23 protein-coding genes and 1 pseudogene are annotated in these 26,793 nt (G+C 34.8%); 5 read left to right on the top strand and 19 right to left on the bottom strand.

Annotated features, from left to right (window positions below):
- Positions 1–40: 40 nt before the first annotated feature.
- The 6 genes from J3D55_RS13765 to J3D55_RS13740 form a co-directional block, all read right to left on the bottom strand.
- Positions 41–598 (bottom strand): DUF4256 domain-containing protein, encoded by a 558-nt coding sequence (locus J3D55_RS13765; protein WP_259131957.1) that lies wholly within the window; start codon positions 596–598, stop codon positions 41–43.
- Between the two features lie 20 nt (positions 599–618).
- Positions 619–1,014: a DoxX family protein gene (locus J3D55_RS13760; protein WP_259131955.1), complete on the bottom strand. Its 396-nt coding sequence runs from the start codon at positions 1,012–1,014 to the stop codon at positions 619–621.
- 18 nt (positions 1,015–1,032) lie between these two features.
- On the bottom strand, positions 1,033–1,611 hold the full coding sequence (locus J3D55_RS13755) for a YdeI/OmpD-associated family protein (protein WP_259131954.1): 579 nt from the start codon (positions 1,609–1,611) through the stop codon (positions 1,033–1,035).
- A 50-nt stretch (positions 1,612–1,661) separates the two neighbouring features.
- Positions 1,662–2,138, bottom strand: coding sequence for an SRPBCC family protein (locus J3D55_RS13750; RefSeq protein WP_259131952.1), 477 nt, complete (start codon positions 2,136–2,138; stop codon positions 1,662–1,664).
- 6 nt (positions 2,139–2,144) lie between these two features.
- The gene (locus J3D55_RS13745; protein ID WP_259131950.1) at positions 2,145–2,468 is read right to left on the bottom strand and encodes an ArsR/SmtB family transcription factor; all 324 of its coding nucleotides are present in this window, start codon (positions 2,466–2,468) and stop codon (positions 2,145–2,147) included.
- A 487-nt stretch (positions 2,469–2,955) separates the two neighbouring features.
- The gene (locus J3D55_RS13740; protein ID WP_259131949.1) at positions 2,956–3,930 is read right to left on the bottom strand and encodes an alpha/beta fold hydrolase; all 975 of its coding nucleotides are present in this window, start codon (positions 3,928–3,930) and stop codon (positions 2,956–2,958) included.
- 84 nt (positions 3,931–4,014) lie between these two features.
- Between J3D55_RS13740 and J3D55_RS13735 the strand changes: the two genes are divergently transcribed.
- Positions 4,015–4,884, top strand: a complete 870-nt coding sequence (locus J3D55_RS13735) for a LysR family transcriptional regulator (RefSeq protein ID WP_259131948.1) — start codon at positions 4,015–4,017, stop codon at positions 4,882–4,884.
- 91 nt (positions 4,885–4,975) lie between these two features.
- Here J3D55_RS13735 and J3D55_RS13730 read toward each other — a convergent pair whose 3' ends face one another.
- From J3D55_RS13730 to J3D55_RS13700, 7 genes are all read right to left on the bottom strand, one after another.
- Complete coding sequence (locus tag J3D55_RS13730) at positions 4,976–5,965, bottom strand: L-histidine N(alpha)-methyltransferase (RefSeq protein WP_259131946.1); 990 nt, start codon at positions 5,963–5,965, stop codon at positions 4,976–4,978.
- Between the two features lie 426 nt (positions 5,966–6,391).
- Entirely contained in the window at positions 6,392–7,939 is a 1,548-nt protein-coding gene (locus J3D55_RS13725; RefSeq protein WP_259131944.1) for a DHA2 family efflux MFS transporter permease subunit, read from the bottom strand.
- A gap of 148 nt (positions 7,940–8,087) precedes the next feature.
- The gene (locus J3D55_RS13720; RefSeq protein ID WP_259131943.1) at positions 8,088–9,131 is read right to left on the bottom strand and encodes a GlxA family transcriptional regulator; all 1,044 of its coding nucleotides are present in this window, start codon (positions 9,129–9,131) and stop codon (positions 8,088–8,090) included.
- Between the two features lie 140 nt (positions 9,132–9,271).
- Positions 9,272–10,321 (bottom strand): alpha/beta hydrolase, encoded by a 1,050-nt coding sequence (locus tag J3D55_RS13715; RefSeq protein WP_259131942.1) that lies wholly within the window; start codon positions 10,319–10,321, stop codon positions 9,272–9,274.
- A 230-nt stretch (positions 10,322–10,551) separates the two neighbouring features.
- Positions 10,552–10,836 carry a bacteriocin-like protein gene (locus J3D55_RS13710; RefSeq protein ID WP_259131941.1) on the bottom strand — a complete coding sequence of 95 codons (285 nt, stop codon included), beginning with the start codon at positions 10,834–10,836 and terminating at the stop codon, positions 10,552–10,554.
- A gap of 469 nt (positions 10,837–11,305) precedes the next feature.
- On the bottom strand, positions 11,306–12,448 hold the full coding sequence (locus J3D55_RS13705; protein ID WP_259131939.1) for an FAD-dependent oxidoreductase: 1,143 nt from the start codon (positions 12,446–12,448) through the stop codon (positions 11,306–11,308).
- Between the two features lie 44 nt (positions 12,449–12,492).
- Complete coding sequence (locus J3D55_RS13700) at positions 12,493–13,293, bottom strand: helix-turn-helix domain-containing protein (RefSeq protein ID WP_259131937.1); 801 nt, start codon at positions 13,291–13,293, stop codon at positions 12,493–12,495.
- 148 nt (positions 13,294–13,441) lie between these two features.
- Here J3D55_RS13700 and J3D55_RS13695 point away from each other — a divergent pair, with 148 nt between their 5' ends.
- Positions 13,442–14,251: a Cof-type HAD-IIB family hydrolase gene (locus J3D55_RS13695; protein ID WP_259131935.1), complete on the top strand. Its 810-nt coding sequence runs from the start codon at positions 13,442–13,444 to the stop codon at positions 14,249–14,251.
- A 126-nt stretch (positions 14,252–14,377) separates the two neighbouring features.
- Positions 14,378–14,548 carry a lmo0937 family membrane protein gene (locus tag J3D55_RS13690; protein ID WP_156062621.1) on the top strand — a complete coding sequence of 57 codons (171 nt, stop codon included), beginning with the start codon at positions 14,378–14,380 and terminating at the stop codon, positions 14,546–14,548.
- Between the two features lie 261 nt (positions 14,549–14,809).
- On the opposite strand, the gene J3D55_RS13685 is transcribed toward J3D55_RS13690, so the two are convergent.
- The 4 genes and pseudogenes from J3D55_RS13685 to J3D55_RS22710 form a co-directional block, all read right to left on the bottom strand.
- A complete protein-coding gene (locus tag J3D55_RS13685) occupies positions 14,810–15,700 on the bottom strand; it encodes a helix-turn-helix domain-containing protein (RefSeq protein ID WP_259131930.1) in 891 nt (296 codons plus the stop codon).
- 85 nt (positions 15,701–15,785) lie between these two features.
- Positions 15,786–16,610, bottom strand: a complete 825-nt coding sequence (locus J3D55_RS13680) for an oxidoreductase (RefSeq protein WP_259131928.1) — start codon at positions 16,608–16,610, stop codon at positions 15,786–15,788.
- A gap of 498 nt (positions 16,611–17,108) precedes the next feature.
- Positions 17,109–17,666, bottom strand: a complete 558-nt coding sequence (locus tag J3D55_RS13675; RefSeq protein WP_259131926.1) for an OmpH/Skp family outer membrane protein — start codon at positions 17,664–17,666, stop codon at positions 17,109–17,111.
- 158 nt (positions 17,667–17,824) lie between these two features.
- Positions 17,825–21,011 (bottom strand): annotated as a pseudogene (locus J3D55_RS22710) (TonB-dependent receptor).
- A gap of 450 nt (positions 21,012–21,461) precedes the next feature.
- On the opposite strand from J3D55_RS22710, the gene J3D55_RS13660 reads away from it, so the two are divergent.
- Together J3D55_RS13660 and J3D55_RS13655 are read left to right on the top strand one after the other, a co-directional pair.
- On the top strand, positions 21,462–22,730 hold the full coding sequence (locus tag J3D55_RS13660; protein ID WP_259131922.1) for an NAD(P)/FAD-dependent oxidoreductase: 1,269 nt from the start codon (positions 21,462–21,464) through the stop codon (positions 22,728–22,730).
- A 219-nt stretch (positions 22,731–22,949) separates the two neighbouring features.
- Positions 22,950–24,794, top strand: coding sequence for a chloride channel protein (locus tag J3D55_RS13655; RefSeq protein WP_259131920.1), 1,845 nt, complete (start codon positions 22,950–22,952; stop codon positions 24,792–24,794).
- 81 nt (positions 24,795–24,875) lie between these two features.
- Here the strand turns inward: J3D55_RS13655 and J3D55_RS13650 are convergent, their stop codons facing one another.
- On the bottom strand, positions 24,876–25,820 hold the full coding sequence (locus J3D55_RS13650; protein WP_259131918.1) for an aldo/keto reductase: 945 nt from the start codon (positions 25,818–25,820) through the stop codon (positions 24,876–24,878).
- Between the two features lie 162 nt (positions 25,821–25,982).
- The gene (locus tag J3D55_RS13645) at positions 25,983–26,792 is read right to left on the bottom strand and encodes an anti-sigma factor (protein WP_259131916.1); all 810 of its coding nucleotides are present in this window, start codon (positions 26,790–26,792) and stop codon (positions 25,983–25,985) included.
- Position 26,793 lies beyond the last annotated feature (1 nt).

Below are 26,793 nucleotides of genomic sequence, written 5' to 3'. Positions count from 1 at the left end.
AAAATAAAAAGAGTCATGAAAATTCACAACTCATCATTTTTTAAACTTTCAGGCAACCTCGAAAACCTCTTGCCGCATAATAAGAATCTGCACCATTGTGATAAAGGAAAACTGTATTGTATCGACGGTCACAAAAAATGGCACCTCCCAATTCTCTAATATTTGGGGGAGTTTTTACCCAACTCGAAGTTTTCAGATCAAATGTACCCAATTCCTGAAGTTGTCGGTATTGCTGTTCATTCAAAAGTTCGATTCCCATTTCCGAAGCTTTGTCAATCGCATTGCTTTCCGGTTTATTTGCTTTTCTGGATTCCCAGGCTTGATAATCGTAGCAGAGACTTCTTCGTTTCGGACTTTCAGGAGAGCAGTCGAAGAAAATATATTCGTCTGTTTTTTTGTCGTAATCAACAACATCCGGTGCGCCTTCAGTTTCTTCCATTTCATTTAAAGACCAGATTTTTTCAGGATTTTTCTCCAATTTTGCCTGAATTTTATTCCAGTCTAAACCTTCATGACGGTGCATATTTTTCTCAAAACGAGTTTTCAAAACTTTTAAAAGTTCGTCGTTTTGTTCTGAGGTTAATTTCTTTTTATTCATATCAAATTTTGTTTAGGTGTTTAATGATTGACAGGAAATTTTCTTTCAGCAGGTCTAAAATACCAAGAAATAAGTATTAAAACAAATAATAAAACGGCAGGAAATGTTTTGCTAAACGGATCATTAACAATGATATGCGAAATGATAGCTCCTGACATAACAAAGAAAAATCCTGCATACGCCCATTCTTTTAATAGTGGACGTTTCGGAACTAAAACAGCAATAACTCCCAAAATTTTCCAAACTCCTATGATCGTCATTAAGTAAATGGGATAACCAAGATTGGTAAAATTTGTAAGTTCATCTTTGCTTTTCATTAACTGGACAATGGCTGTTGAAACCATTCCTAAAGACATCCAAAGAGTAAAAATCCAATAGATGATTTTATTTCTTTTCTGTGATTTTTGTGTTTCCATTTTTTATAGTTTAAAATTTTAATCATTTATTCCTTTCCCCTTAAGAATTTCCGGAATGTATTTTTCAATTCTGGATTCTCTGGTTTTGGATTGTTTTGCGGAAGAAAAATAGAGTAGGTAAGCTCTTTGTCTTCCCTGTGTTAAAGCTTGAAATGCGTCTTTTAATTCTGAATTTTCGTCTAATTTCTGTTGAAATTCTTCAGGCATTTGGAATTCTTTGGTTTTCTTCATTTCAACTTTTACACCTGATTCTTCAACTTCAACAGCCTCAAATAGATAATCTTTAATAACTTTTTCTAAATCAACAATTTCCTTTAAATTTGTAAAGCGGATTTGTCTTGCAGCCTGCACATTTTCAGTCTGTTGAATCAAGATGTTTGCAGGATCTTTCATCAAAGCACCTTTGAAAAAAAGGAGTGCACAATATTCTTTAAAACCGTGAATTAAGAAAATATTTTTCCCTTCATAGGTATAACAAGGGCATCCCCATTTCAAATCTTCTATAAGCTCCGTTTCCAGGGCGATTTCTCTTAATTTTTCAAATTCTTTTTGCCATTGTTGGGCTTTATCAAAGAAGAAGTCAACTTTTTGATTCATGATTCGTGATTTATAAGTGATTGGTAATGAGTAATATTTATAACTAGAATTTAATTTTTAGCTTCTAACTTTTGGATTATTTCCTGTAATCTGTTGTGTGCCATATTAAGACCTTGTGCAAAAGGCAGTTTCAGTATTTGATCTCTGAAATCAACAGACTTATAAATGGTGTGAATAGTAATTTTGCTGGTTGTCTCTGAAAGCTTTTCAAATTCTAAAAACTCAATCTGAACAGGAAAAGGAGTATTTTCCATCTGGAAAGTTCTTGTGATTTTCTGATTTGGAATAATTTCGTGTATCGTTCCGTTGGCTCTGAAAACAACATCGCCTTGAGGATTCGAAGTTTCAAATTGGTAGCTTCCATGTTGTTTGTTCTCAAATTTTAAAACTTTTGTTCCCATCCATTGTTCGAAAAGTTCGACTTCTGTATATGCTTTGAAAAGTAGGTCAACAGGGAGCTCAAACTCTCTGGTAATGAAGATTTCCTGCTTTCCGTCTTCCGCATGGATTTTTGTTTTAAGTTCCATATAATTCTATTTTTTCGATTGGTAATTTTTCATGATATCTTCTAGCTTATTGAATCTGTCGTCCCACATTTTGCGGAAAGGCTCTATAAAATCGGCAATTTCTTTCATTTTATTGGGATTAAGGTGATAAATAATTTCACGGCCGTTTTGCTCAGACTTCAATAATTCACATTCTGTAAGGATTTGGAGATGTTTTGAAACGGTAGGTCGTGCAGTATCAAAATTTGAAGCAATAGAACCCGCGGTCATCGACTGTGTCGCAACCAACATCAATATTGATCTTCTGGTAGGATCGGCTATCGCTTGAAACACGTCTCGTCTTAAATTCATTATGTAGCTATTTGACTACAAATTTAAATGAAGTTATTTAGCTACGCAATTTTTTAGCAATAAATTTTAAATTAAATTTAAAAACACACCTATTAAATTGAGAATCTGAAATAGAAAATTTCTCATTTTACTGAAGAGAGAAAGTGCGTATTAATCGGGGTTTAACAAGCATAATTGAGCTTAAAAACAATTCAGATAGCTTAGGTTCTTTATGGAGAAAGAAGGCTTAAATAAGGAGCTTAATAGAAAATCGAATTGATTAAAATTATAAATAAAATGGGGAAATTATACCATGTAAAACTCCCCTATGTTCTGGATAAATAAAATCCTATAATTTATATTATGTTAAATTGGATATTTTATAAGAATTCACTTTTTGAGAAAAACCGCTTAATATTGAGTAAGTTATGGTTTATGATGTGTTTTGTAAAAACCCCGACATTTAATAAATTTTCTATTGAATATCGGGGTTAAAAATTATTATTGCCTATTTAGGAAGTTTTGCCAAAAAGTTTAAAATATCCTTACCTATTTCTTTCACATGAGTTTCTAACGCAAAATGTCCGGTATCATAAAATTTTACGGTTGCATCATGAATGTCTCTTTTGTAGGCTTCTGCTCCGGGAGGTAAAAAAAACGGATCTTTACTTCCCCAGACTGCTAAAAGCTTTGGTTGATAGGTTCTGAAATACTGCTGAAATTTAGGATATAACGCAACATTGGTTTTATAATCTTTTAAAAGATCAAGCTGTATTTCCGTAGATTCAGGGCGATCCAGAAAATACTGATCTAAAGTATATGATTCAGGTGCAATTGTTGAAGGATCTGAAACTCCTGTAAAATACTGAAATTTTGTTCCTTCCGGAGTCAAAAAAGATTTTAACGCCTCTCTGTTTTCCTGAGTATCATGTTCCCAATATTTTTGAATCGGATTCCAACCTGTGCTTAGACCTTCTACATAAGCATTGCCATCTTGCGAAATAATTCCGGTGATTTTTTCCGGATTTGCCATTGCCAATCTGAAACCTGTCGGTGCGCCATAATCAAATACATAGATTGCAAACCTTTTAAGACCTAATTCGTCAATAAACGATTGCATTGTTTTTGCCAGATTATCAAACGTATAGGCAAATTTCGTTCTGTCAGGAATGTCACTATAGCCAAAACCGGGAAGATCCGGAGCAATAACATGATAATTGCCGCTCAAAATCGGGATAAGATTTCTGAACATATGCGATGAAGACGGATAACCGTGCAACAGTAAGATTGTCGGTGCATTGGGAGAACCCGCTTCTCTGTAAAATATGTTTAAACCATTGGCTTTAACGTTTCTATAATGAACTAAAGATGCAGAATTTTCTGTCTTATTTTTCAGATTTGTTTTTACTGATTGTGCCATAAAAATTGAATTTGACAACATACCGACCATGATGATGATGGTCATCCATTTTATTTTTTTCATTTTCTTTCTTTTGTCAAATGTATGCCTTATATTTGATCTTTAAAAACGATTTAATTTGATTTTAATTATCATAAATAATGATTAATGAATACAAATGATTTAAATATTTTCGAAGCAGTTGCCCATCACGGCAGTTTTACAAAAGCGGCTGAAGCAATGTTTACAGTTCAGTCTAATGTAACAGCACGTATAAAAAGTCTCGAAGAAGAATTCGGTACTACTCTATTTTCCAGGTCTTCACGTAAAGTTGAGCTCACTCCTGCAGGAGAAACATTGATGGTTTACAGCAAAAAACTGAATCATTTAATTGATGAAGCAAAACGTTCTGTAGGTAAAAATGATGTGGTAAAAGGACATGTAAAAATAGGTTCTCTCGAAACAATGATGGCGATTAAAGGTCCTGATCTTGTGAATGAATTGGCGCTTAAATTTCCACATGTTGATCTGGAATTCAGGTCAGACATACGGGAAAATTTAATTAATGATGTGATGAATTACAGACTGGATGCAGCTTTTATTCCCGCTCCGTTGGATATTCCTGAACTGGAGCAGCTGAAAATCAAAGATGAAGAAGTCGTTGCTGTTGTTCCTGCAAATTGTGAAAGCCTTGATGAACTGTTGAAACAAAGTCCGTTGAAGGCGATTGTTTTCGACCAAGGCTGTGTTTTTAGGGCAAGACTGGATTCGTGGGTGGTGAGTAAAGGGATTTCACAATATCACAAAACGGTCATGAACTCGATCGAAGGAGTTATTAATTTTATTGAATCAGGGATTGGTTTCAGCTTTTTGCCGAAAGAAATTATTTCAACTTTTTATAGCAGCCGAAAGATCAAAACATTCTCGCTTCCAAGAGAATTGGGATTAATGACGACAATTTTAATTTATAGAAAAGACGTACCTCCATCTCCTGCATTGAAGGCTTTTATAAGCTTGTGCGATAAAGAAAAAGAGTGATTTTTATTTTGAAATTTAATTTAACGAATTGTTTTTCAGGTGATTAATTTAGTTGGTCAGTCTGCTCTTTCATACTTTGATTAGTCTAAAATTAATCAACCTGCCAAATAGCATCAATAAACCATTTTTTTGAATCTGAAATTTTTTCTAGTGGTAAAAAACCGGTTCGTACTGCCATTTTATCAATTTCTTCCGATGAATATTTTTGTGAAACTTCCATATAAATTGCTTCATTTTCTTTGAAGTAAATTTCCTGATTTCCGATCGTCACCGTTTGTTCCGATAAGCTTATGAGATAGCTTCTGCAAGCACCACTCATAGGATCATAGGTCTGATAATGCTGAAATTTTTCAATATCAAAATCTGCATCCAGTTCGCGATTGATGCGATCCAGAAGATTCAGGTTAAAAGCTGCTGTGATGCCTGTTTTATCATTATAAGCATTCAAAATGGTATGAGGATTTTTCTTTACATCAAAGCCGATAATAAGAATATCTCCAGAGTTGAGTTTTTGCTTAAGTTCTTTGCAAAACTGGTACGCTTCTTCCTGCTCCATATTTCCGATATTACTGCCCAGAAATAGGATAACTTTTCTTTTTGAAGATATTTTATTGGCTTTATCCAGCATTTCAAGATATTCTCCATTCAGACCAATGATCTGTAAATCAGGTATTTTATTGGTAAGATTATTTTGTAATATAGAAATGATATTTCCCGAAATATCAATTGGCATATAAGTAAAATCTGCTTTTTGTTTCACGAGATAATCCAGTAAAAAAGAGGATTTTGTAGCGTCTCCTGCGCCAAGTTCTATCAAGTCGAAAGGTTCGTCGTACGCTTTGATTGCTTTTGCCAATTCCTCTTTTTTTTCTGTAAAGATCTCCAATTCACAGTTTGTAAGGTAATATTCAGGCATTTTCATGATGTTCTGAAAAAAAACATCTCCTTTTTCATCATAAAAATATTTAGAAAGTAAATGTTTTGGATTGTCTTTTAATCCGCTAATAATTTCAGTGTAAAATTTATTATGTGCTTCAGAATTTTTCTCGGGAACCATTCTGATATCAATACTTTTTTCCATGCGTTTACTTTAATTTAGTCAGATCAATACAAGTATTCTGCCATCATCCAAATTAGTTTCAAATTTTGGATATCTGATCTAATTTAACGGTTTTTTTATAATAAGTTTTTATTTTTAACGATAAAATATTGGACTTGTTCAAAATTTTATTTTGAGCATGAAAGTAACGATATATTAACACATTAGCTTTTGAAAATCTTTGATTTTATTGAATGTTTTTTTAACGCCGAGTCCGCAAAGATTTTTTTTAACTACTAAACGTTTTTAAGTTCGCAAAGGCGTTTCACTCAGCAATGAACACAAAGTCTTTTCAGTTTTGATTTTTATTCTTTTGTAAATTACTGATTTCTAAATAAATGAAATTTTAAAGCAATAATTGCTTTTGCTCCTTTTGTGGTAATTTTTTATTTGTTTAAACAGCTTTTATTAATGATCAGAAATAATAACTTTTTGTTCGTTTGGAGCTTTCTTTTTCATTCGGACAAAAAATAAAAGTGGCATCGTAAGAATGAAACACGCTCCGAGAGCATAAAAAGCATCGAGATAACTAAGCACGGATGTTTGTTTTACAACCTGCGCTTCCAGCAATGCAATGGCTTTGGTATGAGCATCATAATAATTGAATCCTTTTGCCATAAAATAATTGACAGATTTATTGATTCGTTCCATAACGCTTGTGTCGGTGTAAGTTAAATGGGAAACCAAGTCGTTTCGATGCACCCAAGTTCTCCTTACATAATAAGTATTGATAATTGAAATTCCGAAAGAACCGCCCAATTGACGCATCATATTATTAAGTGCAGCACCTTGCGGAATATCTTTTGCCTGAAGAGATGATACCGCCATAGTGGTTAAAGGAACAGCGAGAAAAGCCATTCCGACCGACCTGAAAATCAATGAAAAAGCAATGTATTCTGCCGAAGCGTCTAAACTCATATGCGCCATATGCCAGTTAAAATAAATGAAAAGAATATAACCCATGGCAACAATATACACCGGAGACAACCCTTTCTGCATCAGTCGTCCGGAAATTATTAAAGCTAAAACAGCGAGTAAAGCTCCGGGAAGCATAATTTCACCGGTCTGTAAAGGCGTAAAACCAAGCAAACGCTGAGCAATAATAGGCGTAATGAAAATAGAGCCATACAATCCGACTCCGGTTATAAATGTTAAAATGGCGGCAATGCTTAATGTTTTACTTTTTAGTACCGTAAGATCAACGACAGGATTTGAGATCTTCAGTTCCCAATAAATGAAAGATGCCAATGAAATAATTGCAATAATACTAAACCAGACGATATATCCTGTAGCAAACCAGTCTTCAGTTTCTCCCCTTTCCAAGACGGTTTGTAGGGTTCCGACTCCGATTGCAAGCAAGGCAATTCCCGTCCAGTCGATTTTTTTAACGATGGCTTTTACCGGAGGTTCTGTTAACAGGAAAAAGCATGAAACAATGGCAATAATCCCCACCGGAATATTTACAAAGAAAATCCAAGGCCATGAAAAATGATCTACAATATATCCGCCCAAAGTTGGTCCGATTGTAGGTCCTATAAAAACCCCGATTCCGAAAATAGCTCCTGCAACCGAATGTTTTTCTTTTGGAAACTGCTCAAAAATAACAGCTTGTGAAACAGAAAGCAAAGCTCCACCTCCCAATCCCTGAATAAAACGAAAGAAAACGAGCGTCCATATATCATTGGAAAGTCCACACATCACCGAACAAATGGTAAAAATTACGATAGAACCGATGTAGTAATTCCGTCTTCCTAATTTAGCGGTTAAAAAACTGGTTATTGGAATAATGATCACATTTGCAATCGAATACGAAGTTATGACCCATGACGTATCTTCAATCGTAGCTCCCAGATTTCCACTCATGTGAGAAAGGGCAACATTCACGATCGTTGCGTCTATAAGTTCCATTACAGCAGCCAAAAGGACTGTAATAATTAATAAATTTTTTCTAAACATAATTATAGTACAATAAACTTCGACGGGTAAAAACCATTCGAATCAATAAAGATTTAAATAAAAATAAAGACATAAAAAATTCTTAACACTCAATCTTACGATCGGTATTTCAGGAATTATTTCGAAAAAAAATTAAGTTAAATTAAACTCATGCAATTTCTGTAAGATGATCCATATCAGGATATTTGGCAGATTGAAACGCTCTTCTGTAATCTGAAGGTGTGGTCATTAAATGTCTTAAAAAAATCCTTCTCATCGACACTAATCCGCCAAGACCACAGTGCTCTGCAACTCTTTCAATAGGAATGTCTGTATTTTCTAAATATTTACGGGCTTTTTCAACCCTCAGTTTTTCGATAAATTTTGCTGGTGAAACGCCTGTCTGTTTGGTGAAAACGCGGGTAAAGTTCCTCGTGCTCATATTCATATATTCCGCAACCTGATTAACGTCTAACCTTTCATGTAAATGTTCAGTAAGCCATTGCTGGGTTTTTTGTGCAATATGTCCCGATTCGTATTCCTGAACTAAGCTTCCGAATTGTGACTGAAGACCCGGTCTGTTCAGGTAAAATACCAATTTTCGGGCAACTCTTATGGCAATATCTTTCCCAAAATCATGTTCTACCAAAGCAATCGAAAGGTCGATTCCTGTCGTTACTCCGGCGGAAGTGAAGATATGGCCGTCGTCGCTGTTGATGTAAAAAGGATTGGAATTTACTTTAATATTCGGATATGCTTTTTTCATTCTTTCGGCTAAATACCAATGCGTTGTCGCTTTACGTCCATCGAGCATTCCGGCTTTCGCTAACGCAAACGAACCACCACAAATTGAAGCAATTCTTCGAGTATTTTCTCTATTTCTTGTCGACAGCCAGCTGTAAAATTCCTGTAAAGCAGCCTGACTTAATTCGCCAAAATCATTTCCTGCAATGATCAAAGTATCAATTTCATCATTAAAATCCATCGCGGAATACTGACAATCGATAATGATTCCGGTTTCTGTTTCTACTTTTTTGCTGGTAGTCGGAGAAACGACTAGAACTTCATATCCGTTTTCGATTCCTGCTTCCTGCAAATATTTATTAGCATGAAAAAATACGTCGGTTGGTCCCGCCAAATAAAGAAGCGTATTGCCCGTCATTGCAACAATAATGACTTTTTTCTTTTTCTGAAGCTGTATGAGATTTTCCATATCCTATTTTACTGTGTAAAAGTATTAATAATAGAATTAGTCTCAAAGGACAAAAATTATACAGTTTAGGACATGTTAAAATGCAAAAAAAATTCTCATCGAACCCGACAAGAATTTTTATTAATTAAAGAGTTAAAAAATTATTTTGTAAATAATGCTCTTTTTAATGTAGAAGCGGCATCCAGAACAGATTCTTTGATAGCAGGAATCTGAGCTAGCGGATTCAGCATTCCATAATCGTGAATGAATCCTTTATATTCTGTAACGGTTGTGGGAACTCCTGCTTCGTCTAATTTTCTTCCGTAAGCGACTCCTTCATCATGTAAAATATCATTTTCTGCCACCTGAATTAGTGTTGGAGGTAGGTCTTTTAACTCGTTTAGAGAAGCTTGTAAAGGTGATGCGTATTTATTTTTGCGTTCACTAAGATCAGGTAAATAATTATCCCACATCCATTGCATTAATGGAGTTGTTAAAAATCTTTCCTGAGCAAACTTTGTATAAGATTCTCTTGAAAAATCTGAATCTGTAACCGGCCAAAGAAGAATTTGCTGAGAAATTTTCGGTCCGTTTTTATCTTTTGCCATTAAAGCTACTACTGCAGCCATATTTCCCCCAACGCTGTTTCCTACTACGGCAAGTTTGCTTCCGTCGACGCCTATTTCTTTACTGTTTTGGGCTACCCATTTTGTTGCAGCATATGCCTGATTAATCGCAACAGGGAATTTTGCTTCAGGAGAAGGAGTGTAATCCGGAAAAACCGCTACTGCTCCACTGTTTACGACTAAATCTCTCACCAATCTTTTATGAGTAGGATAATCTCCCAACACCCAACCACCACCGTGGAAGAACATAAATACTGGCAATCCTGCTTTTGCACCTTTTGGTTTTACAATATGAATTTTTATAGTTTGTCCGTCCTGAGTAATGGTTCTTTCGGACTCTTCAATATCTGAGTAATCATAAGTAACAGATTTTTGTGCCCCTACCAAAACCAGTCTTGCGTCTTTTGGAGATAGGGTTTCTAAAGGTTTTCCGTCTCCGCTATTCAATACTTTCAGAAAACCTCTTATTTCTTTTGAAATGTTCGGGTCTTGTGCGGCAGGATTTTGCTGAGCAAAAAGATTTGAATTTAAACTTAAAAATGTCATAGCTGTTAAGGCGATACCTTTGATAAATGTTGTTTTCATAATAAATTATTTGTTTTGTTATTTATTTCTGACACAAAGGTATGGTGGTTTAAGAGTAAATGTAAAGCCTAAAAGTGCTTAATTATTGTACTTTTTTCCTTTTGAGTGTAAATTTATGTTTTTAATTATCTTTTCCCTATAGTGGAATTGATAAGGTAGCTTATAAAATATAAGTACATAAAAAAACCGCTCTAAAAAGAGCGGCTATACCTTACTTGTAGTTGTTTATCTTAACAAGTAGATCCACATGCAAGTAGTCTGATAGATACAACACCGTTTACTACGCATTGTACTTGGCATAATGTACCAGTTAATACACCACCTAGACCAGCTACAGTACCACCTACTACGCCACCAACACCATTTAAAGTGCCACCAACAACAGTACCAACACCGTTTACAGTATTTGAAACTACGTGACCTAAACCATTAGCAACACCAAAGATGTTATCTAATAATCCTGCTCCTGAGATAGTTTTCAACTCGTTTCTGTTCAATTTTTTTAAGTTTTTCATGAGTATAAATATTTATATGATTAATACAACTCGAAGATAAGAATAATTACTATATGTGCAAATCCTTTTCAAAAAAAATAATTAAATATTTTTATTATTTAATATTTCATTAATATAAATGCCAATCGTTGAGTATTTCGTTTTATAATTTATCTCAATGATTTTCTTAAAGTTATAAAACAGATGATGCGATCTGAAGCGGTTTTTTAATATTAATTTTCTTGTACATTATCGATCAATATTTTGTATCAAATCGTTCATATACTTGTTATTTTAATAAAGATAAATGGCTTTTTTAAAAAATCTAAGATGAAAATTATTCAGAAAAACGCGAGCTGAAGGGAGATTTGGAAAAAAAGATGAAAAAAAACTCCCCCTTTGGAGAAGTTTTAAGGGCAAAAAATATTGAGTAAACATCAATCTTTCGGTAAATTTTCCCGGATAATTATCTTATATATATGATAACTTTTTAATGGTTCATAAATTTCAGAAAAGAAAAATCCGGATGGTGCATTTCTATTTCGTTTTCACTGGATTCGGATTGCGCTTCTTTTGCATAGACAAACATTTTTTCTTCGTAATCCAAAATAGCTTCTTCGATGGTCGCAAATTGCCCGTTCAATAAATTGTCTGATAGATGTAAAGCATCCACCAATCCTATATTCACGCCTTGTCCGGCAAACGGCGGCATGAGATGCGCTGCGTCACCGATTAATGTGATCGGTAAAGGGCGATCGGATTCCCAAGGTTTGTCTATCGGAAGCTTTCTTGTCGGCAATCCTGCAAAAAATGTTGTTGCCTGAAATAGTTTTTGATAAACATCATCCCAATCTGAGAGTTTCTGAGATAGAAAATCAATAACTTCTTCTGTATTTTGGAAATTGAGTTCAGATCCATGACTCCATTCTTCAGGAGTTTTGAAAATTAGACCATAGGTTAAAGCTCCATTATTATAAGGATTTGCGACCAATAAATTGCCATTATGAGAATTCATCAGTCTTTTTCCGTCACACAAGTGATAAAATTCAGGACAATTCATTTCCGGTTGCGGAACATCTCCCTGAAGAATAAATGTTCCGGTATCTTCAATCTTGGTATTGGTAACGTAATTTCTTACTTTCGACATTCCACCATTGGCAACGATCACAAAATCAGCAGTTTCATTGGGATTGTTTTCAAATTCCAACAGCCATTTTCCGTTGTTTTCTTCAAGATTCGTTAATTTCCTGTCCCAAATTACAGTGTCATTTTTTAAACTTTCAAGCAAAATTTTTCTTAAATCATTACGGTTGATTTCAGGATTGTCAAATTGATTTTCAGAAGTTATTTCTACGGTAGCTAATATATTACCTTTTTCATCCGCAAAATTTACCCCCATCGGAATAGCCATTTCATAATATTTCTCCAGCAGTCCGGCTTCTTTTAAAGCTTTCTGTCCGGAAACTTTATGAAGATCAAGAGTGCCGCCCCAAATTCTGGCGTCGGAATCTTTATCTCTTTCATGAACAGTGACTTCTACTCCGTTTTGTTGTAGTAATCTTGCCATTGTAAGACCAACCGGTCCGGCTCCGATGATGGCTACTTTTTTATCTTTCAGTAAATTGTTGTGCATTTTAATGTATTAATTTGACCACAAAATTCTGAAATACAATTGATTTAGGATTGTAGAAATGCGACAAAATCAATGTTGACAATTTGTTCCGTTTTTGCTTTTTTAGCAAATTTTGCAGGCGTTGTTCCGCTGTATTTTTTAAATTCTTTGCTTAAATGAGCCTGATCTGTATAGCCTGAATCAATCGCCAATTCAGCAATATTGGAATCCGGATGAAGCCATAATGTATTTCGAACCTGCTCAAAACGCATCAGACCGGAAACATCTTTTACGGTATGACCGGAAGATTGCTTGAACTTTCGTTCCAACGTTCGAACTGTTGAATGAGCAGCATCTGCAACCTGATGGACGGGAATACTTCCATTGGCTTTTCTCATGGCGGTTCCTGCTTTAAATAATAAACTGTCGGTTGAAATTTCACTATGGATATTCAGAAAATACTGTTTTACTAAATCAATTGCGTCTTTTATGTTATTATTTTTAATGTAATTATTTAATAAAGGTTGAAGTTCTGCAATAGGATGTTCAAAAGTATGTACGCTGTTTTTATTGGATGATAATCCGAGTAAATCGAAAACCGTCCACGGAAAACACCTTACAGCAATAATTTCGAAGTTTTGTTTCGTGTAAAAATGAACTGGCTGATTGAGTAAACCCACAATAAAAGGCGAAGGTAATTGCTGCAAAACTCCATGATGAGAGATGCTGCAACCGTTTCCGAAATGGAAAATAATTTCCGCATAACCGTCGGGAATGACTTCAAAATCGGTTTCTGATTCTCCAAAATCCGATTTGTTGTACCAAAAACATTTAATGGAATCGCGCAGTTTCTTCCGGCGGTTCAAATTCTTGATGGATAATGTTTTTTGGTTTCATAGGAGCGTTGAAGAATTAAATCAAATTTAATAATTAAATAAAAGGTTAAACAATTAATCGGAAATATTATTGTTGTAGTTTTGTTATATAATTTAATATTATTCAAAACGATTTCTAATGATGAATACTTTAAATACTGAAATTCCCACAAAAATTAAAGCCGTATTTTTCGATGTTGATGGCACATTAATTAGTTTTAAAACCAATAAAATCCCCGAATCTACAATAGAAGCTATTAAAAAACTTCGTGAAAAAGGAATCAAAGTGATTGTGGCAACAGGTCGTTCCATTAATTCTCTCGATCATATTAAACATATAACTTTCGACGGATTTATTACCTTCAACGGAGGTTATTGCGTGACAGCAGACGGAAAATTGATGTTTAAACAAGCCATTGATTCTGCAGATATTCAGAAATTGGTTAATTATTCTCAGGATTTTCCTTTAAGTTTTTCATTAATGTACGAAGATAAAGTTGAGATCAACGATGCAACTCCAGAAGTTGTCGGAATGTATTCTCACGTGAATCTTCCTGTTCCACCGGTTCTTGACAGGGAAAATGTTGATATTGAAAATGTGCTTCAGGCGAATATTTTTCTCGGTCCGGACAAAGAGAAATCTTTTATGGAAAATGTAATGCCCAATTCTACTTCTTCAAGATGGACTCCTCTTTTCGCAGACGTGAATCCCGGAGGAATAAGCAAGCAAAACGGTGTTGAAAATTTCTGTAACCATTTCGGAATTGATGTTTCGGAAACGATGTCTTTTGGTGACGGTGGAAATGATATTACGATGTTAAAATTTACAAAAATCGGTGTAGCAATGGGAAATGCCAATGATAACTTAAAAGAAATTGCAGATTTTGTAACCGAAGAAGTTGATAATCATGGAATTGAACTGGCTTTAACTCATTTCGGAATTCTTTAATTTTAAGCCTTTAAACTATAAAATTTTAAACATAATTGAATTTGTGGTATCTATTTTTAGGAGATAATATATAAAAAGGCACAGTATGTGTATATAATAAATCAAATCACTTAAAAATATTTAGTCATGAGAAGTATATTATGGTTAGTCGCAGTCATTTGTATTGTAGTATGGCTTTTAGGAATGTTGGGTATCGTACCGGGAATGAGTACGGGATATTTAGTTCACGTATTGCTTGTAATTGCAATCATTGTGGTACTTTATAATCTTATATCAGGTCGAAAACCCTTAGATTAGATCAATGTAAAAAACTGAAGATAGAGAGCTGGAAATGGGAAAACATACATTCTTAATTTCCAGCTTTTTTTGTTTATATATTTTGAAAATGGTAACCAATCAATAATATCTTTTGCTTCTTTTGCGGTTAAGTTTTATTACTTTAAACTCTCGCTGATTTTGCTCATTTTTTTCTTTCGATAATGATCTGTGAAATCTGTGGGAACATCAAAAAAAATCTCCTGCACTTTCTTACAGGAGATTCAATAATAAAAATTAGATTTAATTCAAACTCGTTTTTCTGAATTCTAAAGGTTTCATTCCGGTTTGTTTTTTAAAAAGACGTGTGAAATAGGAAGAGTTTTCGAATCCCAGTTCGTAGGCGATTTCAGTTATTCCTTTTTCTCCGATTCTCAATAAATTTTTAGCTTCGGAAATTAAAAAGATATGAATAAGTTCGATGGCTGTTTTTCCGGATTCCTGCTTCAATAAATCACTTAAGTAACGAGGTGAAATTGCCAGTTGTTCTGCAATATAACCTACATTAGGAAGTCCTATTTTTTCTAAATTACCTTCTTGGGTATATTTTTTTAAGAGGTCATTGAATTTTGAGGTCGTTTTTCCCGATATCTGAGCGCGATCAATAAATTGTCTTTTATAAAAACGCTGAGAATATTGTAAAATGGATGAAACGTGGCTCAAAATAATCTCACGGCTGTATTCATCAGGATTATTGAAATATTCGTTCTCAATTTTGTCGTGAAGTTCTCTAATAATCTGCTCTTCTTTTGGCGAAAGATGAATCGCTTCTGTCACTTCATAATCAAAAAATCCGTGCTGATCGATGGATTTGAATAATTCATGACCATTCAGATAATCAGGATCAATCATGAGCATAAAACCGTTTTCTTCAAACTCAAGATCCTTCATTTCAATCACTTGTCTTGGTTTTGTGAAAAACATACAGCCGTTATCATGATCGTAAGGTGTTTTTCCGTACATGAAAATCCCGGATCTTATCTTTTTAAAGGCGATAATATAACTGTTCGTTGTGAATTTCTGATTTCCCAAAGTACAGGTAGAAAGACAACCGACCATCCCGAAAAGTGGATTCTGAGGGGCATCCCAAAGATTTCCTGCATGAAGCTCGGTAATGGTTTTATAATGTTTCATGAGAATTTTTTGTTTGAAGTTTCAAAATTAGCGGATAAAATTTACTTTACGCTCAAAATGTTATGATTAAAATCTATAGTAAAGATTAATGACCGTGAGCCGCGATGCTTACGTCTTTCCATTCTTCGATTTCTTTCAATCGGTTGGTGTAAACGTCATTAATTGAGTGATAAGCAACTTTTCCGAATAATAATCTTAATGGTGGGTTTTCGCTGTCTACAACTTGTAAAATCGGTTCTACCGTTGCGTTTGGATCTCCCCAAATATCAGAACTGTTTGTTCCTTCCGCAAAACCTTCACGCACAGGATTATAATCTGCGATATCGGATGTGGTCTGTACTGCAGAACTTCCTGCCCATTCCGTTGAGAATCCGTTAGGTTCTATCAATGTGAATTTTATTCCTAAATGTGCCACTTCTGTTGCAATGGTTTCACTTAAACCTTCAACTGCGAATTTTGATGCGTTATATAAACCTAACATCGGAAGTGTAGTAATTCCCAAGAAGCTTGAAACCTGAATGATATGTCCGCTTTTTTGAGCTCTCATCACCGGAAGTACCGCTTGTGTTACCCATAATAATCCGAAGAAATTGGTTTCCATCTGAGCTCTTGCCTGTTCTTCTGTAGTTTCTTCAACGGTTCCGAAAAGCCCGTAACCCGCGTTATTGATAAGAACATCAATGCTTCCGAAATGATTTTTTATTGTTTCAACTGCATTTTTTACATCATCTTTTTTGGTTACATCCAACTGAACCGGAAGAATATTGTCACCATATTTTTCTACAAGATCATCCAACGCTGAAATATTTCTTGCGGAAGCAGCTACTTTATCGCCTCTTTTTAAGAAAGCTTCTGCCCATAATTTTCCGAAACCTCTTGATGCACCTGTAATAAAAACTGTTTTTGCCATAATGTTATTTTTAAATTTTTGTTTGATTTTGATATGACAAATGTATTTCGATAAGCCCTTTAAAGTTTAGCTCATTTTAGCGAAATTTTAGCACAGAATTACGTGGTGTGTTTTAATTTGTTTAATTCGGGATTAGAAAATCTCATGTGTTTTAAACGCAATAATCGCAAAGATTTTTTTTAATTCAACTTAAAATATTTTCGTTCGCAAGGGCGTTTCACTCAGCTAAAGACGCTTTCGGGTTTTGCGTAAATAATATACAAACATGTTTAAATTTCATTTATTTAGAAAACAAAAGTTGATAAAAAGAATAAAAATCAAAAATTTTTAAAAACTAATGTGTTCTTATTTGCAGTGTAATAATGAACTTAAAATATCTAATGGGTTAATCTTTTGTCCCTTTTGCGGTAAAAATAAAAGTTCTTAAACCATTCTTAACCAAAACGCAAAAAAGTCCGGAAAATGATTCCGGACTTTCTATTTTATGTTGGTATTGGGTTATTTTTTTGGTGTTGTAGCTCCCAATTTAGACTTTACAGTTGGGGTAATATCTTCTCCACCATCCATATAAGCGATGTTGTTGTTTCCCTGTGAAGTAGATACGTCAAACACATAAGCCAATCCTTTTTCTTTTGCTACAGTAGAAATCATAGCTGCTACTTTTTGCTGAATAGGCATGAATAATTCAGATTGTTTTTTAGAAACATCTTGTGCAGCTTTTGTTCTTGCAGCTTCGATGTCTTTCCCTAAAGTCTGTAATTCTGTTTGTGCAGCCGTCAATTCTTTAACTACAGCTTCTTTATTAGCCTCACTGATTGTTTTTTCCTTATCCTGAGCAGCTTTTAACTTAGTCTGGTAAGTGGTGATCAACTTTTCAATTTCAGTTTGCTTAGTTTTTGTAAAAGTATCCAAAGATGCTTCTGCAGTTTTCGCTTCCGGAAGGTTGTTGAAAACGTCGTCAGAATTTACGTGACCTATTTTCTGCTGTGCATTTACTAGGTTTGAAGCAAGGAAAAGCCCTGCAACTAAAGAAAATGTTGTAATTAACTTTTTCATCTTAATTATTTATTTTTAAATTTTTATCTGTTTTAAAAGTCAGCAAATATAATAAATATAACTAAGTGCATAGTTATATAATTAACGAAAAAAGAAGTCCGGAAAGAATATCCGGACCTCACCTTGAAAGAATCTAATAAATCTATTGTAAATATTAATTAAAAATTATATCGAATTCCCAGCTGTGCCTGGAATCTTGATGCAAATTGATCGATCGTATAAGGCAATCCCGGAGTTGTAAAATTGTAAGTAGGATCTCCTGCAGAAGGCTGTCCTGCTGCAACATTTCCGACTTTTGTTAAACCTACACTTGCCGTAGAGTTGAAGGTATTCGGTACGAAATACACTTTTCCCCACTCTTTGTTTAATAAATTAGTCAAATTGATGATGCTTAATGAAATCTGAAGGGTATTTTTTGATTTTTGACTTAATCTTATTTCATCCATAATTCTGAAATCCGCCTGAATATTCCAAGGAGTAAAATCTCCGTTTCTTTCGGTAAATTTCCCTCTTCTGCTGCTTAAATATTCATTACTGTTGACAAATTTTTCATAATCTGCAACCTGTTGAGCCGTACTTACCAGAATATTTCCTGAACCGTCTTTTATCGGAGCAATGTATTTTGTAGCTTCTGCAGCATCTTTAAAGATATACGCCAAACCTGCAGCCTGTCCTGTATTAGCAATCGTACTGTTCACAAATCCCCAAGAGAAAGGATTTCCGGATTGTGCATTAAAATAAACATTCGCAGACAATCTGTTAGACTGAGAAAGTGGTAAAGAATATCCTACATTCGCAACGACTCTGTTTTTAATCGCAAAGTTGGAAGTCGTTAACTGAGGATTATTCGGTGTTAAAGACTGGTTCATTTGCCAGTTACTTTCCATTGAGTTTCTGATACCGTTTGTGATATCTTTTGCGTCTCCGTAAGTGTAGGCAACGAAGAAATTTAATCCAAAATTATATGACTTCTGAAGTTGTGCCGTCAAATTATATCTGTATCCCTGTTTTGTGTTGGAAAGCATGTAAGCATTCGAGAAGTTACTGTTGATATTTGTCGTGTAGATCGGCATTTCGTGGTTGGCATCATAACTGAAATACGTCACATTATCCGTTTTATTAACCTGTTGAAATTCTAAATCATACAAAACTTTCGTATAAATTCCTTCTAATGTCAATTTATATCCTGAAACCGTATAATCGAAAGCTAATGAACTTCTCCAGACTCTCGGCATTTTGAAATTATTATCAATTAAATCTACCTGAACCTTTGAAGAATTCTGCCATTTCGGGAAATTTCCACTTGTTAAAGGATCTCCGTTTGCTGCCAATTGAGCCGCCGTCGGAGCATTGTAATCGTAACTTCCGAAACCAACTCCATCATTATAATATGCATAACCCAACCATGCAAAAGGAATCCTTCCCACAAAAATCCCCGATCCTCCTCTCATGACAAGCGATCTATCCTGCGTAAGATCTAAATTGAATCCTAATCTTGGAGAAATAGTAGGTTTATTAAGATAATTGTTTGTTAATTGGCTTAAAGGCGTGTAAGTATAGGTATTTCCATAGTTCGGATCTGCCGGAGAATTGTTCACAGCCGGACTTAAAAGCGGTTTGTTTGGTAAATCGGTATAGTCTACTCTCACTCCCGGAGTCAGTCTCAATCTTCCCCAATTGATCTCGTCCTGGAAATAGGCAGATAACAAATTAACTTTATACTGAGCATAAGGATTATTAAAAATATCTTCTCTGCTTTCCCCATTGAAAGGATAAGTTTCCACGGATTCTTGCCGGATTTGCGTTATAAAAATCATTTAAGCTTTTATAAGAAATTCTTCCGTTAAGAGCGTTTACGAAACCATAATCGATGTTATATAATTCATTGTGAGTTCCCAGTAAAAACGTGTGGTGACCGGCTTTGTACGTTAAGTTATCTGTAATTTCAAAGGTTTTCTGTTTCATGTTGAAAACAGTTGCTTCCCTGTCGTTTCCTAGCAAAATTGTTCCTCCGTTGTAAGCAATTTCAACCTGCGGGAACATCGCATTTTGAGAAGTCGGATCTCTGTAATCGTGGATGGATGAATATCCTAAAATGACATTATTATTCCATTTATCATTAAAACGGCTTTTCAATTCTAATGTTGTTGTAGAAGAAGTATTTTTCTGAACAAAATCCATAACGGAAAAACGGAAGTTTGCACCGTCTCTTTCCAGGTTTGAAGCTTGTGAAAAAACTGTATTGTTTTTAATGGATAACGTATTTTTATCATTAATTTTCCAGTCTAATTTATTGAAAAGTTTACCACTTTCCGAGAAATTATTGTACTGATCGAAGCTTCCGACATTGAAGCCATATTTATTTCTTACAAAATCAGAAATTTGCTGAGCAACGTCATGGCTTACCAAAGCGCCCTGATCTCCGGCGTTGTAGAAAACAGGATCCGTTCTTTTTGTATATTCAATGTTGCTGAATAAGAACAGTTTATCTTTTATGATAGGTAATCCCACTCTTCCACCGTAGATAAAATCTTCAAAAGAACTTGGCATTTTCGAGTTGTCACCAATTCTGTTATTTCCTGTGATAGAAGCATTTCTTCCGTACATATACAAAGACCCTTCTGTATTATTACTTCCGCTTCTTGTTACGGCATTGATACTTCCGCCTAAGAAATTTCCTAATTTTACGTCATAAGGAGCGATATAAACCTGCACGTCCTGAATGGCATCCAAACTAATGGAATTCGAACGCGTACTGCTTCCCGGCATTCCTGAAGTTCCCGTTTGTCCGCCTAAAGATGGGCTAAATCCAATCGCATCATTGTTAATAGAACCGTCGATCGTAACGTTATTATATCTGAAATTTGTTCCGTTAAAAGAATTGTTGGCGCTTTGAGGAACTAGTTTTGTAACATCCTGAATTCCTCTGTTGATGTTCGGAAGTCCAGAAATCTGCGCCTGACTGATTCCCACCCCGAATTTTGCAGCGGTTGTTCTTTTGGAAGTCAGTTTTACTTCATCAATTACCTTTTCTTTGTTGCCGACTTCTACCGTAGGAAGATCGTTATTTCCCAGTGATAGCTGTACATTCGTGTTAGAATATACCACATTAGAACCATCCATTACTTCAATAGTGTAAGGTCCGCCTGGTTGTAAATTGTCTAAACTGAATTGTCCGTTTTTGTTACTTTTCGTTTCAAAACTGCTGTTTGTCGGGACGTGAATTACTTTAATGGTCATTTCGGAATTTGTTCCTCTTAATCTTCCGAAAATTTTAGAGCTGGTTTCCTGCGAGAAGGCAAGACTGAAAGATAATAATGCAATAGCACAGATTATTTTTTTCATTTTTTTATACTTCAAAATTGTATGGCAAAATTATTTCGAAGTGCATTTGAAGTGCGTTAACATACAGATAACATTACATGACAAAATATTTAACATTTCCTTAAAAAAAAATTAAAAAGATTTAATTGGATATGTTGTTTTAATGTTTCTTAGATTGATTTTTTAAAGAAATATCAATGATAATCGATGTTTACGACTTTAATTTTTATTTAAGTTTTTTTTAACCTTAAGTTTTAAATTGAAATAATAATTTCAGCTTCCCAATTTGAGAGGTCTGAATTGTATTCAATCAAGTTTATTCCGAATACAAACATCGTGCAGAGAATTTATATTAAAAGTTTAAACAAATTCTTAATTTTAAATTATTTCCGACCTATAATTTAACATCACTTTTCTTCTTTTGGCTTTATTCTTGAATCAGTTTTATGACCACTTCAATATCAATGAAATATGAAAAAGCACATCGTCATCGTAGGTGGAGGTTTTGCCGGAATCAATCTGGTAAAGTCTTTGGTAAACGACAAAAGATTTCGGATCACGCTGGTTGATAAGAATAATTACCACTTTTTTCCGCCGCTTATTTATCAGGTTGCCACGTCTTTTATTGAGGCTTCAAATATCAGTTATCCCTTTAGAAGACTGTTTTCGAATTATAAAAATGTGAATTTCCATATGGGAAGTTTAGTAAAAGTTAATCCTGAAAGCAATTCTCTTGAAACAGATACGGGAAATCTTCAATATGATTATTTGGTTTTGGCATTGGGAACAGAGTCTAATTTTTTCGGAATGGAAAATGTTCAGCGATGTTCGCTTCCCATGAAAACTATTGAAGAAGCGCTTTATTTAAGGAATTATATGTTGTTGAATCTCGAAGAAGCCGCTCGAAATAAAGACATAAAAGAAGCCCAAAAATTACAGAATATCGTCATTGCAGGAGGTGGACCAACCGGAGTGGAACTTGCCGGAATGATCGCTGAAATGGGAACGTATATTGCCGAAAAAGAATATCGAGAAATTAAGCTCAGTCTTTCAAATATTTACTTAATCGACGCATTACCCACTCTGCTTTCTCCAATGAGTAAACTGGCTCAGGAAGCGGCTTATAATAAGCTTAAAAAATTGGGCGTAAAGATTATTTTAAATGTTGCCGTAAAAGATTATGTTGATGGAAAAGTTATTTTGGCAGATGGAAAAACTATTGAGACCGAAACACTGATCTGGACTTCCGGAGTAATCGGTCGTGAAGTTCCCGGAATTCCTGAAGAAAGTGTGGGAAAAGGCAGAAGATTGTTGGTAGATTCTTATAATAAAGTTGAGGGGACGAAAAATATTTATGCTTTGGGAGATATTGCGTTACAGCTTACCGAAGAAAAATATCCGAAAGGGCATCCGCAATTGGCGCAGGTTGCGATTCAGCATGCGAATAATTTAGGTGAAAATTTTAAAAGAATTGAAGAAGAAAAAGTTTTGAATCCTTTTAAATATAATGATAAAGGAAGTATGGCAATTATTTCGAAATTCAATGCAGTGGTGGATCTTCCGAAGTTTTCATTTAAAGGATTTTTGGCTTGGCTGACGTGGCTTTTTATCCATATTATTCCTTTGGTTGGGTTCAGAAGTAAAGTTCGTTTAGCTTTTACTTGGTTGAGATTATTTATTACTAATAATCCTTCCATCAGATTGATTTTGAGACCGAAAAAGGATACGAGTGAGCATTAATTAGGGTAATTTCTTTCAAAATTATTTAAATTAAGGAATAAAAATTTATATCACAATTATTTTTTAATTGCTGTCATAGCTAGGGAAATAGACATATTTTGTAGTCAAAATACATAAGATTATAGGCTTTATAAACAATAACGATTTTACTTTTCATGATATATTTCATAAATTTACGAAACTATAACAATTCGGTTATGGAATAAAATCTCCAAAAAAGTGAAAATTCACAACAAAAAAAAGTTTCTTAGCTTTCTGAAGTTTAAAAGAGACTTTCAAAAGTATGGACTGGAAAAAGCACGCAGTTACGAACTTATTCTTCATTGGCTTAACAACAGGCTTAGCCGAAGCCAGTTTCTCTTACTTTCCGGTATTATTGTAGGCTGTTCCGCGGGTTTTGCGGGAGTAGTATTGAAAACTCTTGTTCACAGCATCCATCATTTTATTACGACAGAAGTTCATTTTGAATATCAGATTTTATTCTACATTATCTTCCCTTTTTTAGGAATTGTGTTGACGACGAGTATTGTTTTGACGATATTTAAAGGACAGGACAGAAAAGGAATCAGTGCGATTTTATACGAAATTGCCCAAAATTCCAGTATCGTTTCCTCTGTTAAAATGTATTCCCAAATCGTTCAGAGTGCGGTGACTGTAGGTCTTGGTGGTTCTGCAGGACTGGAAAGTCCGATTGCCGTTACAGGTGCTGCCATTGGTTCTAATTTTGCCCAGACTTATCGGTTAAGCTATAAAGAACGAACGCTTTTATTGGCTGCAGGAGCAACAGCAGGAATCGCATCCGCTTTCAACGCTCCGATTGCGGGAATTATGTTTGCTTTTGAAATTTTACTGACAGGTGTTGTTTTTACAGATTTTATTCCTTTGGTTGTGGCAGCGGTTTGTGGAAGTTTATTATCGAGAATTTTACTTCAGGAAGATGTACTTTTCAGATTTTATACGAGAGAAGCATTTAATTATAAAAATGTCCCTTATTATTTGATTTTAGGAATTGTAACAGGTTTATATGCGAGATATTTTGTAGTAGTTTCCCAAAAAGTTGAGCATTTTATTAAAGAGTTAAAAATGTCGCGTTTACGAAAAGCAATGTTTGGCGGAGTCGTTCTGTCGGTGCTTTGCGTTCTTTTTCCGCCTTTGTTTGGAGAAGGATATGATACGGTAAAAGCTTTCACCAACGGAAATACGCACAGCATTATCGAACACAGTTTTTTCAGATATTTTGAAATAAAAGAGATTACGGTTATTATATTCTTAATTTTTGTTTTGTTGTTAAAAGCTTTCGCAACATCTTTCACGATTTTCAGTGGCGGAAATGGAGGGAATTTTGCACCTTCTCTTTTTGCCGGCGGAACGGTGGGCTATTTATTTGCAATTGTTTGTCAGCAGATTGGCTTTACGGAAGTTCCTGTTACCAATTTGGTATTGGTAGGAATGGCAGGTGCGATGAGTGGCGTAATGTATGCTCCGTTAACGGCTATTTTCCTGATCGCAGAATCCAGTTTTGGGTATGATCTTTTTATTCCGTTAATGATTGCCTCTATTATTTCTTATTTAATTGGAAAATGGTTCTCTCCTATTTCTCCGGAATTAAAATTTTTAGCAGATCAGGGCAAAATTTTCACCAATAAACATGATAAAAACTTATTATCTTCCTTAAAAACAGAAAATTTCATTGACAAATATTCTCAGTCGGTGAAAGAAAATGCGCCGATTTCAGAACTGTTTGAACTGGTGAAGAACGGAGACAAAAATATTTTCGCAGTTCTTGACGATCATAAAATGTTGAGAGGAATTTTAACATTGGATGATATTCGACCGTATTTATTTGCTACTGATGAAGTTTCTGCTACGATTGTTCAGATGATGAAAGCTCCTCCCGCAATCATTCATCCTGAGAATCAACCCTTAGAAATTCTGCAGATTTTCGATGATACCGGAGTTTGGAATTTACCTGTTGTTGATACGAATAATAAATTCTTAGGGTTTATTTCAAAATCTACTATTTTAATGAGTTACAGACAGTTATTGAAAGAATATTCTGAATAAAATTTTAAATTAAAAAAAATAAAAAAGCCGTTCAACATACTATTGAACGGCTTTTTATATAAGAAAAAAAATTAGCCTTAATTAATTGCTTGCTGTATTCAGCAGTTCGACATCTTCGCTGCTTAACTGTAATTTCGGAGCTGCAAATAATGTTTCAAGTTGAGATTCGCTTGTTGCACTCACAATCGGAGCGGTAATCAGCGGATTTGCCAACAACCAAGCCAATGCGACCGTTGCTGGTTTTGAATCGTATTTCTCACTGATCTGATCTAATACTTTTAAAACTTCCAGTCCTTTCGGATTTAAATATTTTCTCGCACCTTCTCCCCTTTGACTTTTCGATAAATCTGCTTCATCACGATATTTTCCGGTCAAAAATCCTGCAGCCAACGACCAGTACGGAAATACACTCAGACCAAATTCTTCAACTAAAGGAGCATAGTTTTTCTCAAAACCTTCTCTTTCCAGTAAATTATAATGAGGCTGAAGTGCCACATATTTCGGGAAATTATTTTTCTCAGCAATTTCAAAAGATTCTTTCAATCTTTCAGGAGATAAGTTGGAAGCTGCAATATAGCGTACTTTTCCGGCTTTTACAATTTCATCGTAAGCAGACAAAGTTTCTTCAACAGATGTTTTGTTGTCGTCAAAATGAGTATAATATAAATCGATATGATCGGTCTGAAGTCTTTGAAGAGATTCGTCAACCGATTTTAAAATATGTTTTTTACTGATATCATAACCGTGTTCTTTCGTTTCAGAACCTACTTTTGTAGTGATTACCAGATCTTTTCTGTTGCCACGGCTCTTCATCCATTTTCCTATGATTTCCTCGGATTGACCGCCTTTTCCGTTCACCCACCAAGAATACGTATCGGCAGTGTCTATAAAATTGAAGCCTCCTTCTGCAAATTTATCCAAAATATCAAAAGATTGCTTTTCATCCAGCGTCCATCCGAAGACGTTTCCTCCAAAATTAATGGGTGCAATTGATAAGTCGGTATTTTTAATTTTTCTTTTTTCCATAGAATTATTTTATGATTGAAGAATGATTATTTATAAAATTAAAGGTAGGAAATTTTACCATTGCTTAATGGTTTAATCTTTCTATGGAATTCATTTCTTTTCTCAATGAAAAAAGACCAGCCATTATAGCTGATCTTTATATTTTATAAGTTGAAATTTACTTTAAATCGCTCCCATTACATACATGTTTTCCATTGTAGGAGTCGGGCTTCCACCCTTTTTTTCAAGAGTGATGGCAAAAGCCTGAGCATTTGGTATGTTCGCAAGAGCTATTTTACTGTCTTTTTCTTCAGTGTACATTCCTGCGCTTACCGGTTTTCCGTCTGCAATTGCCCAAAGTTGGTATTGCATTCCTTCCGGTGCTTTAGGAAGATTTTCTCCGTTAAGGTAGACTTCTTTTGTTTTCTTGTCCCAGAAGACCATTGCTTTAGAATCGGTATGTTTTTCAACACCTTTCAGCACGACCATTTGCATGTCGGGATTAGAAAACATCTGCATTTTCTGATTCATCTTCTGCATTGCGAGATCCTGAGATTTTTTCTCGGTCTGCATTTTTGCAATCTCTTCTTTTGTTTTAGATTGATCGTTCATCCAGAAAAGATTTCCGGCAACGCTTACTAAAAATAAGACCGAAGCTGCCATAGCATACACTTTCCAGTTGCTGTTTCCCTGAAGTCTGATTTCCTCCTGAGGTCTTGCTGCCGGTATATCCGTAGAAACGACAGGTTTTATTTCTTCAACAGTCTGTTCCTGTTGAATCTTACTCCAAATTTTTGATTTTAAATCGCTTGGAGGTGTCACAGCCTGAGCTGTAGCCAGATCTTCTAAAGTTTTTTGTGCTTCTTCAAAAGCGGTCTTTACTTCAGCGTTGTTTTTCATCACACACTCCAAAATCCCTTGCTCCTCAGGTGAAGCAAGACCTAGAATATAAGATTCTATAATTCCGGATGATATGTATTCTTTAGTGTTCAAT

Origin of the sequence: Chryseobacterium ginsenosidimutans, from assembly GCF_024807225.1 — a bacterium.
GTDB classification, from domain to species: domain Bacteria; phylum Bacteroidota; class Bacteroidia; order Flavobacteriales; family Weeksellaceae; genus Chryseobacterium; species Chryseobacterium ginsenosidimutans.
The sequence above is the reverse complement of the archived record's forward strand: the minus strand, read 5'-3'. Positions and strand labels throughout refer to the sequence as shown.